Origin of the sequence: Dyella sp. 2HG41-7 (genome assembly GCF_021390675.1) — a bacterium.
Classification (GTDB): Bacteria; Pseudomonadota; Gammaproteobacteria; order Xanthomonadales; family Rhodanobacteraceae; genus Dyella_B.
In genome coordinates this window covers 104097-122975 of record NZ_JAJEJV010000003.1, presented here as the reverse complement: position 1 = coordinate 122975, position 18879 = coordinate 104097, and the positions used below count along the sequence as shown (strand labels likewise).

Below are 18879 nucleotides of genomic sequence, written 5' to 3'. Positions count from 1 at the left end.
GGAGAAGGCCCGAGTCGCGAAACTCGGGCCTTCTGCTTATTGCGATGATCATGTGCCGGCGTGCGGTTTATCGCCGAAGCACCACTTTTCCAATTTGTGCGCGACACCCGTCACGACCAGCGCACTGGCGATGCCGATGGTGACCTCGCCCAAACGCGTAAGCGCAATCGTCCAGAACGGACCGCTGTGCGGAACCAGCATCACGATGGTGACCGTGGTGGCGCTGAGCTTGCCGGCGTTGCCGACGTTGAAGAGCCAGCACAGCACGATGGATATCGCCATCGTGAACACGTAAGCCCAGTAATTGTCTTGCACGAGGAAAGAGCCAGCGATTGCCACCGTCGCGCCGATGGCGGCGCCGATTACCTGATCGAGCGACGACTTGCGAGTATCGAGATACGTTTGCTGCGTGACGGCGATGGCCGTCAGCGCGCCCCAGAAAGCTTGTTGCGTATGCAACAGCAAACCAAGTCCGTAACCGAGGCTTGCGCCGACAATAGCCTGCGCCGCTAGCGACAAACCGTTGACCAAACGATGGCTCCACGGCAAGCGCTGGTAGAAATCTTGCAGTTGCCGATCGAAGTAGCCGAGTTCGCGACGGATGTCGCGCAGGGGTCGCGTGCTCATCGGCGTGTCGTCCTCACAATGGCGTGAGCTTGGCATACGCGGCGACCAGCCATTTGCTGCCAGCGCTCTCGAAATTCACCTGCAAGCGCGTATGTGCGCCGCTGCCCTCGGCGCTCACGATCACGCCCTCGCCGAAACTGGGGTGGCTGACGCGTTGACCCAACTTCACCGGCATGTCTTCCTGCAACGACGGCGCCTGTTCGGCAAAACGACCCGCATAAAGCGGACGGCTTACTTGCACACGCGGACGTACTTCATCGACCAATGAAGGCGGAATTTCGGCCAGGAAGCGCGATGGCCGTGCGAGCATTTCCGTGCCGTGCATGCGGCGCGATTCGGCATGCGTGATGATGAGTCGCTGGCGCGCGCGCGTGATGCCGACGTAGGCGAGGCGGCGTTCTTCTTCCAGACGGCCTTCGTCTTCCACCGAGCGTTGGCTTGGGAATAAGCCTTCTTCCACGCCGACGAGAAACACTAACGGAAATTCCAAACCTTTGGCGGAATGCAGCGTCATCAGCTGCACGCAGTTGTCCCAGGATTCGCCTTGACCTTCGCCGGCTTCCAGCGCGGCGTGCGAAAGGAAGGCGGACAGTTCGCTCAAGCCCGCTTCGATGTCGTCCGGCGTGAGTTCGAAACGGCTGGCGACGTTGACCAATTCGTCGAGGTTTTCCACGCGCGATTCGGCGTTGCCGCGGCTGTCTTTTTCGTAGAAATCGCGTAGACCGGTTTGCGTAATGGCGTGGTCGATTTGTTCGGCTAGCGATAATGCTGCTTGAGCCCTCTCCCCTCCGGGGAGTACACCTGCTTCTTCTCCTTTTCCCAAGGGAAAAGGGTTGGGTGAGGGGCTGTTCGGAGCGAAAACTTCCGGCGAGGTTGGCCCCTCACCCCAGCCCTCTCCCCGAAGGGGAGAGGGAGAAAAGGCGCGCGCCATTTCGTCGATCATCACAAGAAAGCCCTTGACCGCATTCTTTGCGCGCCCAGCCAACTCCGTTCCCGATGTGAGTTCGCTCAGCGCGGCTTCCCACATCGACGCGCCCTCACTGCGTGCGCGTCGCCGCAACACATCCAAGGTGCGATCGCCGATACCTCGCGGCGGCGTATTGACGGCGCGCTCGAACGCCGCGTCGTCGTGGCGGTTGGCGGTAAGGCGAAGATAGGAGAGTGCGTCTTTGATTTCCGCGCGATCGAAAAAGCGCAAGCCGCCGTAGACGCGGTACGGAATATCGTGCTGGATCAGCTGCTCTTCGAAGTTGCGCGATTGTGCGTTGGAGCGATAGAGGATCGCGCAATCTTTCGCATCGCCATGTTCGGCGATGTATTCGCGGATGCGCTCGATCACGAAGCGCGCTTCGTCTTGTTCGTTGTAGGCGGCGTATACCGAAATGCGTTCGCCTTCATCGCCGGCCGTCCACAACTGCTTGCCGAGGCGATTGCCGTTGCGCTCGATCACGGCGTTGGCGGCTTTCAAAATGGTGGAGGTGGAGCGGTAGTTCTGTTCCAGTTTGATCGTGCGCGCGCCGGGAAAATCGCGCAGGAATTGCTGCACGTTTTCCACCTTTGCGCCGCGCCAACCGTAGATGGCTTGGTCGTCGTCGCCGACGACGAACACCTGGCCGCTGTGGCCTGCGAGCACGCGAATCCACGCATATTGCAGCGCGTTGGTGTCCTGAAATTCGTCGATCAGCAGATAACGCCAGCGTGATTGGTAGTGCTCCAGCACCGCCGGTTGCTTCAGCCACAATTCGTGTGCGCGCAGCAGCAGTTCGGCGAAGTCCACCAGGCCGGCGCGACGGCAAGCGTCTTCGTACGCCTGATAGATCTGCACAAGCGTGCGTGTGACCGGGTGCTGGCCGTGCTCGATGTTTTCCGGCCGCTTGCCTTCGTCTTTCCAGCTGTTGATCTGCCAAGCTGCCTGACGTGGCGGGAAACGCGCTTCGTCCAGGCCAAGACCGGCGACGACGCGCTTCACCATGCGCTGTTGATCGTCGGCATCCAGAATCTGAAAGCTTTCCGGCAAACCTGCTTCGCGCCAATGACGACGCAACAAGCGGTGCGCGATACCGTGGAAGGTGCCGACCGTAAGCCCTTGCGTGCCGCCGGGAATCAGATTATCGAGGCGCGCGCGCATTTCGCCCGCGGCTTTGTTCGTGAAGGTAACGGCAAGAATCGCCCAGGCCGGCACGTGCTCGACTTGATTGAGCCAGCCGATGCGATGCGTGAGTACGCGAGTTTTGCCGGAGCCGGCGCCGGCAAGAACCAAGTAGTGGCCGGGCGGTGCGCAGACGGCTTCGCGCTGCGCGTCGTTAAGCGATTCGATCAGGTGAGAGACATCCATCTGCGGGATTGTAGCCGCTGTCCCTCATTTTCACGCCCTCTCGAAGACGAGAGGGCGCGGCAAGCGCGATCAACGCTTGGAAAACATACCGCCGAGCACCAACAGCGCACCGACGACGATTCCGCTGATGCCGATCCACTGCGGAACGGTTTTGTCGTGCGTGGCCGTCAGTTTGGCCGAGCCGAGCTGCAACACGGTGTCGGTTTGGGAATAGCTGCCGTGGCCGAAAACCACCCACAGGCCGCCGATCAACAACACGAGTCCTACGATAAACAGAATGGCGCGCATGATTCGCTCCGCGAAAAGGACCGCCCGATCATAGGCATGGGCATCTTAAGAAAGGAAGATGCCGCCGATTGCCGTTTCACGATCGCTTAAAATTTGTAGTCGATCATCACGCGGTTATACACAAAGGTTTTATTGCTCGGATTGAGATTCGCGACGCCGCCGTTGGAAAGCTCCCAACGGTCGCGCAACGTCAGGCCGCGCAGATAGCCATCCAGGTGGTAGATCACGTCGAAGTACAAATTGTGGCTGTTGCCGCGATAGACGGTCATGTACTTTGCGTACGCCGCGGTCAGCTGCAGTTTCTTATCGAGCAGATCGTAGGTGAATTTGCCTTTCCAGGCGCGACCCGGACCGGCTTCCACCAAGCCGCGAATCATCGAGGTGGTGTACAGCGGATCGGTGCCGTAATTAGTGGTGTACGGCGAAATCAGCGCGCCGCCACCCACCGCGCCGGCCTCGTGCGCGAGCTTGTTGTAGTAGATATCGAAGCGACCGCTGGGAATGACCACGCCCAGATCGCCGCCGATCGCCTGACTCTTCACGCGATCGCCGGCAACGCCGAAGAGCTTGGCATTGCTTTCGGTGAAGCGATTGTCCGAGCCGTCGTTTTGCGTCAGGTACTGCGCGCCCACCACCGGATTGAAACCGCTGCCGGTGTCGAACACGTAACTGCCCACCGCATAACCGGTACGCGCGAAATGCATGAAATCGTAATAGCGCAACTGCGCGCTCAAGCCGCCATGCACGTAGGTGGTGCCGCCTTCCCACGTACCGGGTGCGGATCGCGCGGTCAGCGGCAGCGCGCCGTTGTTGCCGTACATCGAATCGCCCGAGTATTTCGAGGCGTAATACAGGTTGTCGTTGTACATGCCGTACGACGTGCGGCTCTTCCAGCTGTATTCGCGCACCGCGAACAAATTCCAGCCCTTGATCGGCGTGAACTGCACCATCAGCGCGTTGTACGAGGAAGGGATCATGCGCGAATCGTTGTTGCCCATCCAGGGATCGTCGGCCAGGTATTGGTAGCCACCGCGGAAGAGAAACAGGTCGTTCTTGTATTGCAGATACGCCTGACTGAAGGCGCCAATCGAATTGTTCGGCCCGGCCAGTGTCGTATCGATTTTCGCGAGGTTGTCCGAGTGCGTGTCGAGCGAATTGACGGTCACGAACGAACCGCCGACGCTGAAGCCCCCTAAGAACTGGCCGGTCTGCGCATTGATCAGCGCGCCGACCGAAAACGCTTCGGCATTGGGCGTCGTCTTGCTCTCATAGAGACGGCTGAAGTTGTACATGCGCAGGTCGCCATCCACATGGCCGCTGCTGAAAATGTCGTCGTCGGCGTAAACGGTCGTGCTCGCCGCGACCAGGCCGAGCATGGCGGCGGAAAGCGCCCATGGCTTCAACATGCAGATTCTCCCTAGGGTGGGTGGGACTTTGCGCCTCACCGACAGGCAACGTTATATCGCCGAGTATATGACGGTTTCCAGCAGGATCAGGCCAGATGCCGGCCGTATAAACGTCTTGTCATATGCCCGGAGGCTAGCGGGTGGTGCCCAGAATCACGCTGGAGGCCTTCACCACTGCGATCACCGGCACGCCTTCCTCCAAGCCGAGCTGGGACACGCTCTCCTTGGTGATCACGGCCGACATGACGTTGCCACCGGCCAATTGAACGCGCACATCCGCGTTGACCGGACCTTCGGTGACATGGGTGACGGTGCCTGCGAATTGGTTCCGTGCCGACAGCCGCATCTCGTCGGAGGGAAGCGCCAGCATGACCGACGATGCTTTGATCAGCGCCACGGCTTCGCTGCCGACCTGAAGACCGAGGTTTTCCGTGCTTTCGCAGGTGAGGTTCGCCACGACGTGTTCGCCGCCAGGGAGCACCAATTCCACCGTGTCGTTAACCACGCCTTTGTGGATGACGGTGACCCGGCCGGAAAACTGATTGCGGGCACTGGTTCGCAGCATAAGGCTACCTATCAGCTTGATGTCGTCGGCCGAGGCGTCGGTCAGCGTTTCGAACTGCGATAAGAATCGGCGGTGCACTTCTTCCAGTGCGCTAAAGGTTTCGATAAGCCGCTGACCTCGCTCGGTCAGGCGTGTGCCGCCGCCGCCTTTGCCGCCGGTGATGCGCGTGACCAGGGGTTCGTCGGCCAGATTGTTCATGGCGTCGATGGCGTCCCACGCGCCTTTGTAGCTGACCCCGACCGCGCGCGCGGCGGCCGTAATCGAGCCGGTTTCCTGGATCTTGGCCAGCAGCGCGATGCGGTCGGCGCCGCCCAGTATCTGATTGCCGGACTGAAGCGAAAGTATGCCTTTCAGCTTAAGCATCGTGATGCCTGACTCGCAGCCTGGATGGTGTGAGTCTAGCCAAAGGCGAGAACGGCGGATATCAGGATACGTGGCCGGGATCGCATGGCTTCATGCGATCCCGGCTTAGGTCTTTATTGAACGAAGTCGTAGTAATCGACGCCCAAATCCTGGAACGCGGCTTCGTACGTGGTGCCGGTGCGGGCGATCACGAACTGATCGCGCGGCGGGCAATGGAGCTCCGGATGCTTGCCGTCGTGCAGCGCCTCGTATTCCTGCTGCGACAGATCGGCCGCCGCCGCCAGCGCGGTGCGGAAGTTAATCTTGCCGGCGGCTTCGCGCCACTGCGGCGCCACCTTCAGCGGAATCGCTTCGGAAGCGTCGCCGCTGCCGTAGCCGATTGCGTAGAACTTGGCGTTCGACAGTTCGGCATTTTCATCCAGCGCCTGCTCGAAACCGGCAGCAATCCACGCCGGCAGCGCAGCGGTGTAGAGGTTGCCCAATTCCATCGCCCAGTCGGTGCCGAACTTCACGCGCGTGGCGAGCAACTGCTGGAACGCCGGACTCTTGCGCACCACGCCGGACAACTTGGTGGTGAGCGGATGCGCATCGTGCGCGGCGTCGGCATGACTGCCCAGGCGCACAAATTCGCCGAAGAGATCCGGTTTGTTGCTGCATTCGGCGATCACCGCTTCCGGATCGACGCCGGCTTGCGCGCACATCGCCTGGAATTCTTCGTTCGGCTGCGGCGCGCGCGCCAACGCACGCGCATAAATAAACGCCAGCGCCTGCAGCGGCATCATGTGATACGGACGATGGAAGAACAGGCCATCTGCGCCATTGAGAAAATCGAGATCGGAAACGCCCAGGCGCTCGAGCATCGCATCCACCGCCTGACCCGTTTCGTCGAGATAAGCAAAAGTGGAGTATTTGCCGCTGAATACCGGGAAATCGTGCGCGCGCTTGCTACGCTGACCGTATTCCTGATCGAAATGGCGCGCGAACGGCTTGCGGAAATCCGGGCCGCGATAATCCGACGCGCTGCCGGCGCTCGCCAGATCCACTTCGAACAACTTAGGATCGGCTTCCACCAGCATGGCGACCGCTCCGGCGCCTTGCGTCTGCTCACCGCTGGAGCCGCGCTCGTATTCGGCGATATCGCTGCACACCACGATCGCCTGCTTGCCGTGCGCATCGAAGGCGACGTAGCGCAGCGCGCTCTTCAACGCATACACGCCGCCGAGGCAGGCGTGCTTGAATTCAGGTACTTCGAGCTGACGGGAAAGACGCGGCAGCCCCATGCGTTCCAGCTCGCGATCCACCATGCCGCGCACGATCACGGCGCCGGCAGAGTTGTCCTTGCTGCTTTCGGTGCCGAGCGAGAGTTGGCCGATATTGCGCGGATCGACATTGTAGTTGCGGATCAACCGCAGTACGGCGGTGGCCGCCATGGTGTAGGCGTCTTCGTACGGCGCCGGTCGGCGGAAGCTTCGGCCGACGACGGCCTGCACCTTGTCCCAGGAATTGCCTGTCCACTCGCACCAATCGCGCAGGGAGACGCGGGGCTGGGGTACGTACAGGCTCATGCCGCTCACGCCAGGATTGCGTCGTGCCGTATCGTTCGCTGTATTCAAAACCAGTGTTCCTCGGAGATGTCGGGGCGTCGCCGACCGCATTGGCCCAGGCCCGGCACACGCACGGCGTGCCCGGGACAGGACAGAAAGCGCGTCGAATGCCGGATTCCGGGATCGGCTAGCGGTCGCCGGAAAGCCGTCCAAACGGGGATGATGCATGCGCTCGGCCGGAACCACGGGATTTTAACCACTTATCCCCTTTAACCGCGACAAACGTCGGATCTGCCTGGTTTTTGTGCTTCCGGTCACACGCGAGTCCGTGGCGACGCATGCGCGCCGCGGCCCTATGCAGCCGCGGGACCCGCGTCCGGTTCAATAAATTGGTACGTGTCTGAAAGACAAGTGCGTCGATTTCAGCAGCGTGCGAACAGCGCGCCGTGTCCGGGAAGCTGCAGCTGACCGAGCTCCAGCGAACCTTGGTCCAAGCCGTGACCCGAAAGCGGTTGTGCGCCTTCGAAGCCTTTCAATGTCAGCGATTGCGGCTGTTTGCTGAGGTTGAACACCGCGAGCACTTGCGCGCCGTCATGCTCGCGAACGAAGGCGAGCACCGGTTCGGGTGTATCCAGAAAGCGAATGCCGCCGCGACGCAATGCCGGCTGCGCGGCACGCCATTGCATAAAGCGACGGAAACCGTGCAAGACCGAATCGGGATCGGTTTCCTGATGCGTCACGGCGAGCGCTTTGTGCGCTTCGTCAATCGGCAGCCACGGCGCAACTTTGCTGAAGCCGGCGAAGGCGCTGTCGTCCCAGGGCATCGGCGTGCGGCATCCGTCGCGACCTTTGAAATTCGGCCAGAAAGTGATGCCGTAAGGATCGCGTAGCGATTCGAACGGCACGTTCGCTTCGGTCAAACCAAGTTCTTCGCCTTGATACACGCACACCGAGCCACGCAACGAACACACCATTGCGGTGAGCAGGTTTGCCAGACGCGGCGATGCGTTGCCATTACCCCAACGCGTGAGCACGCGTTCGACGTCGTGATTGGAGATCGACCAGCACGGCCAGCCTTCGCTGACTTGCGCTTCGAGTTGCTCCACGGTGTTGCGGATATACGTCGCGCTGAAATCGCTGCCTAGCAGTTCGAAGCTATAGCCCATATGCAGGCGATGGCCGTGCGTGTATTCGGCCATCGTTGCGAGCGAATCTTCCGACGAAATTTCGCCGAGCGTCACTGCGGTCGGATAGAGATCGAGCAATGCGCGCAATTCACCGAGAAAGGCGAGGTTTTCCGGCTGCGTGTTGTTGTAGAGGTGATATTGGAACGCGTAGGGATTATCCGGACTGAAACCGCGGCCCACGCGTTTTTCTTTCGGCTTCGGCGGATTGTCGCGCAGCTGCGCGTCGTGGAAACAGAAGTTGATTGCGTCCAGACGCAACCCGTCCACGCCTTTGTCAAGCCAGAAGCGCACGTTGTCGAGCACCGCCGCGCGCACTTGCGGATTGTGGAAATTCAAATCCGGCTGCGAAGCGAGAAAGTTGTGCAAGTAGTACTGGCCGCGTCGCGGCTCCCATTGCCACGCCGAGCCGCCGAAAATCGCCAGCCAGTTGTTTGGCGCGCTGCCGTCGGGTTTTGCGTCCGCCCACACGTACCAATCGGCTTTATCGTTGGTCTGGTTTTCGCGGCTTTCCTTGAACCATGCGTGTTGATCGGAGGTGTGGCTCAACACCTGATCGATCATCACTTTCAAATTTAGGCTGTGCGCTTTCGCCAGCAGACGATCGAAATCGTCGAGCGTGCCGAACAGCGGATCGACGTCGCGATAATCGGCAATGTCGTAACCGAAGTCGGCCATCGGCGAACGGAAGAACGGTGCGATCCAGATCGCATCCACGCCCAGGCTTGCCACGTAATCCAGTCGCTGGATGATGCCCGGCAAGTCACCGACGCCATCCTGGTTGGTGTCGAGAAAACTGCGTGGATAAATCTGGTAGATGACGGCGCCGCGCCACCAGCTTGCATCGATCATTGAAACCCTGTCCTTGAAATCCGATATTTGCCGCGACCCACTTCCTCGTCGCGCGCATGCAGGCGAGCGGCGAAGCTGCAATGCCTTTCCGAATCCACGGCGCGTTGAAAGACAGACGTAAGCCTGCATCCGACGCGGCGGTGAAAAGCAGGTGCAGCTTAGACGCGCGACCCGCGCGACTCGCGTCGCTTGCATACGTATTCATTCGTGCTGCGGTTGCGGCATGAATACGCAGGCGGGAAATCGATGAGGATTGCGCGGAAATGGAGTGGATTCGGAAAAACCGCGCATTTGCCTCGATTTATGCCTGTTTTGTCGTGCTAGCGCGTCGTGACGAAATATGCATGCTGCGCTGCGATAGGCGGTCAAGGGGGCGCGCTATGAATACGTATGCAAGATGTAGTTCCCATGGAAAAACGCGCCCTACCATCCATTCACGCCGCCGACTCCACATCGGACAGCGTGCGAGCTGCCCGTGTTTGCGAACCGCGACAACGTGGCGGTCGGCAATCACAAGATGCGACTACATAAAAATTGTTTGGGGAGGGGAACGTGATACTCAAGCGTAATTTGCTGGTGATGGCACTGGCTTCGGCTGGTCTTTGCATGGCTTTCGGCGTACAGGCTGCGACGGGCGATACCGGTGCGCAGCAGACGACCGATTCGTCGCAACAAGCCGCCACGACGAGCAACAACACCGCCAATAACGGCAGCACCAGTCAGGCAACCACCAATCCGAAGAGCCAGGCGCAGTTGGCCAAGAGCTTGTCCACCGTGACGGTGACGGGCTTCAGCGCGAGCGTCGAGAAGTCGGTCGACTATCAGCGTTATGCCGACACGATTCAGAGCGTGGTGACGGCGGCCGATATCGGCGGTCTTCCGGATCAGTCCATCGCCGACTCGCTGACGCATCTGCCGGGCGTTTCCGCCGAGCGCATCGCGGGCCAGGCATCGCAGATCAATATCCGCGGTCTTTCGGGCGACTTCATTCTGACCACGCTGGACGGTCGCGAGCAGCCCTCGACCAGCGGCACCAACTACATCCAGTTCGACCAATATCCGTCCGAACTGATCAACATGGCGACGGTGTACAAAACCTCGCAGGCATCGCTGATCACAGGCGGCGTGGCGGGCACCATCGCGTTGCAGACGGCCAATCCGCTGGATAACACCAAGGATCAGTCGCTCAACATCGATACGCGCGGCAGCTACAACGACGCGGCGAACGGCGTGCCCAATGCAAGCGCGACCGGTTATCGACTGAGCGTGGCCTACCAGGGCAAGTTCCTCGACAACACCTTGGGTGTTGGCCTGGGCTTTGCGGATATGTATCAGCCGCACGTGTCCGAGCAGTTCGTCGGCGAAGCGTCCGACGGTGGTTTGTATCAGCTCAACAAGGCCAGTCCGCAGCAGTCGTATATGCCCGAAGGCGTGCAGCTGCAGCAGAACGGCGGCGAAGAGCGTCGTCGCGGTTATCTCGGCACCGTCGTGTGGAAGCCCACCGATGAGTTGCAATTGACCGCCGATACGTTCTTCTCGAAGTTCGACAACTCGTCGTACGGTTTCGGTTACCGTTCGCAGAATTACTACGGCAACAATACGCAGGTCACCAATCCGGTGTTCACGTATGCGCAGCCTGGCCAGCCGGGCACGCTGATCGGCGGTACGGTAACCGGCGCCAGCGCCTCCTCGCAGTTCTCCAACGAAACCACGGCCGACAACTACACGACGAACACCAACGTGTTCTCCGGCGGCCTGAACATGAAGTGGAACCACGGCAACTGGCACGTCGAATCCGATCTGTCGATGTCGCGCGCCGCCAGCCACGAAATCAACGTCGACACCACGGCCGATCCGTACAACGGCCTGGGCACCGCAACCCCGACGCTGATGTCGCAGACGGCGAATTTCTTGCTGAAGGGTCGCTCCATCGGCGATCTGTCGTTCGCCAATCCGGGCATCTACACCAACCTCAACGACATGGCGTTGTCGCGTTACGGTGTGTATCCCTACATTTATCACGATCGCGATAAAGCGTTCCGCACCGCCGTTCAATACGATCTGCCGAACAACCCCGTGTTCACGGCGATCGAAGCGGGCGTGTACGCGAACAACCATGCCTATAACGCGGATCGCGAGGTCTATGTATACGGTTCGGAGTGGGGCGGTTATGCAAGTAACAGCCCGGGTCAGCCGCCGCTGACCATTCCGTCCTCGGCTGCGCAGGTCACCTGCTGGAAAGGCAACTTCAGCGGCTTCCCCTGCTTCCTGACGCTCAACGGTCCAGCCATCTTGGCCGCGCACGGCATCGTCGCCAACCCGGTGAAGAACATCACCGATCAGAGCTGGTCGGAAATTCAGAGCGGCTCGGTCAACGAGCGCACGCGCGACTTCTTCCTGATGGGCGATATCGACGCGCAAGTCGGCGGCCGCGAGCTGACCGGTAACGTCGGCGTGCGCGTGTCGCACCAGTCGCAGTACAGCAACGGTCTGCAGCAGGTCGGCAACGGCGAAGGCGTTCCGATCACCGACGGTAACGGCAACACCAGCACCGACTACGCGCCGCTCAAGGTCGGCAAGACGTATACCGACTACCTGCCGTCGTTGAACCTGATCTATCACTGGGACGACAACGACCAGACGCGTTTCTCCGCAGCCAAGGTACTGTCGCGTCCGCCGATCAACACGATGCTGGCAGGCGCAGGTTCCTGGGTGTCCAACGGTCAGTACAACGTGTGGGGCGGCACCAGCCCGCTGCTGAATCCGCTGCGCGCTACGCAGTACGACCTGGATTACGAGCATTACTTCGACGATTCCACTGGCGAAGTGACGGTGGGTGTGTACTACAAGGACATCGCCTCGTTCATCCAGAACGTCACCTACAACAACTTCGATTTCGCCGCGGCCGGCATCAAGGTGCCGACCAATCCGGCCACCGGTCAGCCTTACGCGAACGGCGTCTATCAGACCGCCTACAACGCACAGGGCGGTCACGTGGACGGCGTGGAAGCGCAGTTCACCAAGACGCACTTCCTGCCGGGCATCTGGTCGGGCCTGGGCTTCGACGCAAACGTGGCGTTCAGCGCGAGCAACGTGCACAACCCGACCACCCTGGCTGGCCCGACAACGCAAATCGGCTTGCCAGGCTTGTCCAAGCGCGTGGCGAGTGCGGCGCTGTTCTACGACAACGGCACCTTCTCGGCCCGCTTGTCCGCGAACTACCGTTCGTCGTTCCTCTCCGACACGCAGATCGCCGTCGACAACCAGTTGGTGACGTTCGCATCCGAAACCGTGTACGACTTCCAAGCGGCGTACAACATCACCAAGCAGTTCAGCGTGGTGGCTCAGATGCTCAACCTCAGCAACCAGCCGACGCGCACGTACTTCGGCGGCAACCCGACGCAGACCGGCACGATCCAGTACTTCGGACGCACCAGCTACCTCGGCGTGAACTTCAAGCTGTAAGAACCAGCCGCGCTGGATGCCGTTGTGGCGGCATCCAGCGCGTCTCCCCCGGCCNCCCGGCATCTCCATTTACTTCGCCCCCACCCGCCCCCTGGGCTTCATATTACTGTTTTACCAACCTGCGGGGGTGTTTGCGGTGGGGGCGGCACCCCGCGCGTCTCCCCCGGCCCGGCTCTGTTGACGATTGTGGAGTCGGGTCTTTTTATTTAAAAAATAGGCGAGTCCCGGTTCGCCATCGTCGACGCTTCGACATCGTTGCGCGGCCTGCGCCGTGACGACGACACTCCATCCCCGGGAGATCTCCATGTCCAAGCTTCGTGTTCTGTGTCGCGCTGCGTTGACCGCCGCGTTGGTGTTTTCCGTGCCTGCGTTGGCGAGCGCGAATACGGCGCCGGCAAAATCGAACGCGCAACCGTCCGACGTCTACTACGAAGTCTTCGTGCGCGCGTTCTACGACACGAACGGCGACGGCATCGGCGATCTCAACGGCGTCACCGCCAAGCTCGATTACATCAAGTCGCTTGGCGTCAGCGGCATCTGGTTGATGCCCGTCAATCCTTCGCCCACGTATCACGGTTACGACATCACCGATTACGAAGGCATCAATCCGCAGTACGGCACGCTGCAGGATTTCAAAAAGCTGGTCGACGAAGCGCACAAGCGCGGCATCAAAGTCGTGATGGACATGGTGATCAATCACACCAGCGATCAGCATCCGTGGTTCAAAGCGGCGCTCGATCCGAAAGACCCGCATCACGATTGGTATCTGTGGGCCACGCCGAAAACGGATCTGCATGAGATCAGCGCCGTCGGCGGCCCGGCGTGGCATCGCGCGCCGAACGGCAAGTACTACGAAGGCACCTTCACGGGTGCGATGCCCGATCTGAATTACGACAACCCGGCCGTGCGCAAGGAAATGATCGACACCGGTCGCTTCTGGTTGCGTCTGGGTGTCGACGGATTCCGTCTGGATGCCGCGCAACATATCTACGACGACATGCGCAGCGATATGGACAGCCCCGTCGCGCTGAAGAAAAACGTGCAGTGGTGGGCCGAGTATCGCCACGCGCTGGAAGAGACGAATCCGCACGTGTGGCTGGTCGGCGAAGTGTCGCGTCAGAATCCGGACGATCTGACGCCGTACATGGGCCCGCTCAACACGGTGTTCAATTTCCCGGTGGCGACGCAGCTGATCAACAGTGTGAACCAGGAACGCAATCTCGGCATCGGTCGCGGTCTCGAGTACACCTATGCGGCGTATCGCGCGCACGCGGACGGTCATTTCGACGATGCGCCGTTCCTCTCCAATCACGATCAAGAACGCGTTATGAATCAGCTCGACGGCAATATGGCGCATATGCGTCTTGCTGCAGCGCTGTTGCTCACGCTGCCTGGCGAGCCCTTTATCTACTACGGCGAAGAGCTGGGTATGCAAGGCGCGAAACCCGATGAAAATATCCGTGAGCCGATGCGCTGGTATCGCGACGGCAAAGGGCAGGGCACGGCGAGCTGGAAAGATTGGAGCGCGCACGACGGTCCAGAGATTTCCGTGCAGGCGGAAGATGCCGATCCCAATTCGCTACTCAACCTGTATCGCAAGCTGATCGGCTGGCGTGAACACATCGGCGCGCTGCGCGACGGCGTACTGCATGATGTGCCCGTGACCGATCCACATGTGCTGGCTTACACGCTGCAAGACGCACAGTCGCAGGTGTTGGTCGTGCACAACTTGTCGCGCGAAACCCGCACTTTTCCGCTCAATGCGAAGGTCCATGCGACGACGGTGCTCGAGCAAAGCGGAACCGGTGTCGTTATGACGCAAGGTCATGTCACCTTGCCGCCCTACGCGAGTGCGGTGCTGCAGTAACGGCGCACCGCATCGTTGCCGCTTTGAACGATTTTGCCCCCGCACCCTGGCGGTGCGGTTATAGTCGGGCGGTTTTCGCGTCTAGGGATGTTGGGATGACAACGCTGCGATATCTTGCAATCGGCGGTTTACTGTTGGCGATCGCTTCCACCCATCATGCGGCGGCTGCCGATCAACCCAACACCGCGGCCTTCCAGCTTCAGCACGCGGACGCGCACGGCATCGATTTGGTGCAGGGGAAAAACCGCATCGTCGTGCGTTTCGTGGCGCCTAACGTGGTGCAGATTCACGGCATGCCCAGCGGTTTCAGCAGGCGGCCGGGCATCGTGATGGACCCGCATGGTTCCCGCGATATGTTGTCGAATCTGCACGCGAGCGATACCTCGTCGGCCGCTTCCGTATCGAGTCCTGAGTTGGTCGTCACCTGGAACAAGCAGACGGCTCATCTCGTCGTAGCGGATGCGCAAGGGCATACCTTGGTCGAGACCGATCCGGCCACCTTGATGGACGGCCATATCGACCTGCAGCACGACGCTGCAGATCCGCTCTACGGCATCGGCGGTTACGACGCGTTCGAGCCCGCAAAGGGCGGCTTACTGCGTCACGGCGTGCAGATCGCCAAAGCCGGCGAACAGGGTTATCCGGGCGCGCCGTTCGTGTGGAGTACACGCGGCTATGGCGTGCTGGTCGATACGGTCGGCGCGAAATTCGATCTGGCGGAAGGACGCATCGATGTCAGCGGCGTCACGCGCGAAGACATCAGCTATGACGTGATGGCCGGCACGCCGCCGCAGATCTTCGCCGCACTCGCCACGCTTAGCGGCACGCCGCCGATGTTTCCGAAATGGGCGATGGGCTTTACCAATAGCCAGTGGGGCATCGACCAACAGGAATTCATCGCCATCGTGCACGGCTATCGCACGCGGCACATCCCCATCGACAACTTCACCTTCGATTTCGATTGGAAGGCATGGGGCGACGACAACGATGGCGAATTCCGCTGGAATGAGAAGAAATTTCCGGGCGGCCCGGACGGCTCTTTGAAGGCGACGATGGATCAGCTCGGCATGCATATGACCGGCATCATGAAACCGCGCATTCATGTCGACACGGCCGAAGGGCGTTACGCCGAAGCGCACGGCTACTGGGTAAACAACCGTCCGCAGAACACCGATTATTTTTCGTTGAAACCGGTGCGCGAATTGGATTTCGATCAGTCCGCCGTGCGTGCATGGTTCTTCAATCCTGCACTGAAGCATTCGTTCGACACCGGCATCGTCGGCTGGTGGAACGACGAAGCCGATGATACCGACAGCAATACGCAGTTTCTCAACATGCAGCGTGCGCTGTACGACGGTCAACGCGCGTATAGCCAGACCCGCGTGTGGTCGATCAATCGCGATTTCTATCTCGGCGCGCAACGTTACGCCTACGGTTTGTGGTCTGGCGATATCGACACCGGCTTCGACAGCATGGCCGCGCAACGTCAGCGCATGCTGAACGCGATCGATGCAGGCGAGATGAAGTGGGGCATGGATGGCGGCGGCTTCAAAGGCCATCCGGACGATGAAAACTATGCGCGCTGGATCGAATTTGGCGCGTTCGTGCCGATCTTCCGCGTGCACGGCACGCTAGGCGAAAAGCGTCAGCCGTGGATGTACGGCGCGACCGCCGAGCAGGCTGCCGCCGATGCGATTCGCCTGCGTTATGCGTTGATTCCTTACATCTACAGCTACGAGCGCTTGGACACCGTCAAAGGCTTGGGCCTGGTGCGTCCGCTGACGTTCGATTATCCCGACGACGCGCAAGTGCGCGACGACGTCGATGCGTGGATGTTCGGTGACAGCCTGTTGGTGTCGCCGGTGGTGGTGAAAGGTCAAACAGAGAAGGACATCTATCTCCCCGCCGGTCAGTGGACCGACTATTTCAGCGGCAAGGCGTATCAAGGCGGACAGACCATCCACTACGCGGTGGATAGCAAAACCTGGCACGACATTCCGCTATTTATCCGCGAAGGCGCGATCATTCCCACGCAGCCGGTGATGGATTACGTCGGCGAGCATCCGGTCACGGAGATAACCGTGGACGTCTTTCCCGCCGAGCGCGCCACGCATTTCGATTACTACGATGATGACGGCGGCACCTATGCGTATGAGCATGGCGCTTTCTTCTCGCAACGATTGACGGCGCAGCGCGATGCCGACGGTGCGCAATTCAGCACCGACGCGACGCATGGCAGTTACAAACCAGCGCTGAAGTATTACTTGGTGAAAGTGCATGGTGTGACGGCGGCGGCCGTGAAGGTCGGCGCCAAGGCGCTCAAGTCGTATGCGAATGCGGAAGCGTTGCAGGCGGCAAAGGGTGAAGGTTGGATGGTCGATCACGATCGTTATGGCGACGTGACGATCGTTCGCCTTGAGGTTGGTAAAGCGCGGCATGTGGCGCTGAGCTCCGCCACTTCCCACTAAGCGAAATCTCGCGCATCGGCTCCCTCCCCTACTTTTAGTAGGGGAGCGTTGGGGTGGGGTAAAGCAACCTTGCCTTGGATTTTGCCGGCGCCGCAAGCTCATACAGCCCCACCCCAACCCTCCCCTGTTGAACAGAGGAGGGAGCAGTGCCATGCGTGGATCACGTCTTCGGCATTGAACCCACCGCCATATCTGTACGACACTCGGCACCCTGGAAGTAAACGTTTACATTGCCGTGTGCATCAAGGAGTCGCCATGTCCCGCTCGATCTCGTTACGCCGCATCGCATTCAGCCTGACGCTCGCCACGTCGCTCGCCTTGGGCGCCGCTTACGCCGCGACACCGTCAGCCTCCGACACGGTAGCGATCAAGGTGGACGCGAAAGCGGCCGGGACATCGTTTCCCCATTTCTGGGAGCAGATGTTCGGTTCGGGACGCGCAGTGCTCGCATTGCGCGACGACTACCGCAAAGACATTCAAGACGTGCATGCGGCCACAGGTTTTAGTTTTGTGCGCTTTCACGGCATCTTCGATCGCGACGTCGGCGTGGCGCAGCGTGATGCGGACGGTCATATCACGTACAACTTTTCGTACGTCGATCAGATCTACGACGGCCTGCTGGAGCGCGGCGTAAAACCGTTTGTCGAACTCGGCTTTATGCCGCCGGAATTGAGTTCGGATCCTTCCAAGCAGCACGACTTCTGGTATCACCCGAATGTGATGCCGCCCAAGAGCTACGATGAGTGGGATGCGATGGTGCGCGCGTTCACCGAGCATTTGATCGCGCGCTACGGCATCGACGAAGTGTCGTCGTGGTATTTCGAGGTGTGGAACGAACCCAACCTCACTTTCTGGGGCGGTCGGCCGGAGCAACCTACGTATTTCGAGCTGTATGACCACACCGCGCGTACGTTGAAAGCGATCAGCCCGCGCCTGCGCGTGGGCGGACCTGCGACGGCGCAAGCGGCATGGGTACCGGACTTCCTCAAGCACGTGCACGATGCGAAGGTGCCGGCGGATTTCGTGAGCACGCATGTCTACGGCGACGACACCGCGCAAAACGTATTCAAGACGAACGAGAACATTCCGCGCGCCGACATGGTGTGCCGCGCGGTGGATACCGTGCATCGTCAAATCAAGGCGTCGCCGTATCCGAAGATGCCGTTGATCTTTAGCGAGTACAACGCGTCTTACGCCAACCTGCCCAACGTCACCGACTCGGTGTACATGGGCCCGTGGATGGCGAACACGATTCGCGAATGCGCCGGCAAGGTCGACATCATGAGCTATTGGTCGTTCTCCGATGTCTTCGACGAGCAAGGCGTGGTGCGCACGCCGTTCTACGGCGGCTTCGGCTTGGTTGCGGCCGATCGCATCGAGAAACCCGCCTTTAATGCGTTTGCGATGCTGCACCGTTTGGGCGATACGCGCTTGCCCGTCGCTTCCGATAGCGCCTTGGCGACGCGTCGCACGGACGGTACGGTGGTGCTTGCGCTGTGGAATTACGCGCCACCCGTCGGCGACACCGCTGCGTATACCAAGGGCGAACCGAAGGGTTCCACCAAGCATTTCGATATCGACGTATCGCATCTGAGTGCGGCAGCCAAAGCCACGGTTTGGCGCGAGGACGAGCAGCACGGCAACGCTGTGGCGACGTTCGACAGCATGGGGCGTCCGGATTTCCCTAGTCGTGAACAGATCGTGCAATTGCGTGCTGCAGGCAAAATGGCCGCGTCCGAATCGATGGATGTGCAAGACGGTCATTTGCGTATCGACATTCCGCCGCAGGGCTTGGTAGTGCTCGAACTGCATTGATCTTCGCTCCCTCTCCTCAGAAGGAGAGGGAGCTAGGGCGTGGCGCATGAATACGTATGCAAAAGGCAACCAGGACACGCTGGCTTGCCTACCATGCACG

The 18879-nt window shown here is 60.3% G+C and carries 11 protein-coding genes; 4 read left to right on the top strand and 7 right to left on the bottom strand.

The window, feature by feature from the left end:
* Positions 1 to 48: 48 nt before the first annotated feature.
* The 7 genes from L0U79_RS00530 to L0U79_RS00500 form a co-directional block, all read right to left on the bottom strand.
* A complete protein-coding gene (locus L0U79_RS00530) occupies positions 49 to 627 on the bottom strand; it encodes an FUSC family protein (protein WP_233839927.1) in 579 nt (192 codons plus the stop codon).
* A gap of 13 nt (positions 628 to 640) precedes the next feature.
* Positions 641 to 2962 (bottom strand): 3'-5' exonuclease, encoded by a 2322-nt coding sequence (locus tag L0U79_RS00525; RefSeq protein ID WP_233839926.1) that lies wholly within the window; start codon positions 2960 to 2962, stop codon positions 641 to 643.
* A 69-nt stretch (positions 2963 to 3031) separates the two neighbouring features.
* Positions 3032 to 3250, bottom strand: coding sequence for a hypothetical protein (locus L0U79_RS00520; protein WP_233839925.1), 219 nt, complete (start codon positions 3248 to 3250; stop codon positions 3032 to 3034).
* Positions 3251 to 3336: 86 nt separating this feature from the next.
* On the bottom strand, positions 3337 to 4656 hold the full coding sequence (locus L0U79_RS00515) for a hypothetical protein (RefSeq protein WP_233839924.1): 1320 nt from the start codon (positions 4654 to 4656) through the stop codon (positions 3337 to 3339).
* Positions 4657 to 4789: 133 nt separating this feature from the next.
* Positions 4790 to 5584 carry a TOBE domain-containing protein gene (locus tag L0U79_RS00510; RefSeq protein ID WP_233839923.1) on the bottom strand — a complete coding sequence of 265 codons (795 nt, stop codon included), beginning with the start codon at positions 5582 to 5584 and terminating at the stop codon, positions 4790 to 4792.
* Positions 5585 to 5697: 113 nt separating this feature from the next.
* Positions 5698 to 7197, bottom strand: a complete 1500-nt coding sequence (locus L0U79_RS00505) for a hypothetical protein (protein ID WP_233839922.1) — start codon at positions 7195 to 7197, stop codon at positions 5698 to 5700.
* Between the two features lie 353 nt (positions 7198 to 7550).
* A complete protein-coding gene (locus L0U79_RS00500) occupies positions 7551 to 9164 on the bottom strand; it encodes an alpha-glucosidase family protein (protein ID WP_233839921.1) in 1614 nt (537 codons plus the stop codon).
* Between the two features lie 552 nt (positions 9165 to 9716).
* On the opposite strand from L0U79_RS00500, the gene L0U79_RS00495 reads away from it, so the two are divergent.
* From L0U79_RS00495 to L0U79_RS00480, 4 genes are all read left to right on the top strand, one after another.
* Positions 9717 to 12629 carry a TonB-dependent receptor gene (locus tag L0U79_RS00495; RefSeq protein ID WP_233839920.1) on the top strand — a complete coding sequence of 971 codons (2913 nt, stop codon included), beginning with the start codon at positions 9717 to 9719 and terminating at the stop codon, positions 12627 to 12629.
* A gap of 304 nt (positions 12630 to 12933) precedes the next feature.
* Positions 12934 to 14496, top strand: a complete 1563-nt coding sequence (locus L0U79_RS00490) for an alpha-amylase family glycosyl hydrolase (protein ID WP_233839919.1) — start codon at positions 12934 to 12936, stop codon at positions 14494 to 14496.
* A gap of 95 nt (positions 14497 to 14591) precedes the next feature.
* Positions 14592 to 16964, top strand: coding sequence for a TIM-barrel domain-containing protein (locus L0U79_RS00485; RefSeq protein WP_233839918.1), 2373 nt, complete (start codon positions 14592 to 14594; stop codon positions 16962 to 16964).
* A 255-nt stretch (positions 16965 to 17219) separates the two neighbouring features.
* Positions 17220 to 18779, top strand: a complete 1560-nt coding sequence (locus tag L0U79_RS00480; protein WP_233839917.1) for a glycosyl hydrolase family 39 — start codon at positions 17220 to 17222, stop codon at positions 18777 to 18779.
* Positions 18780 to 18879: the final 100 nt, after the last annotated feature.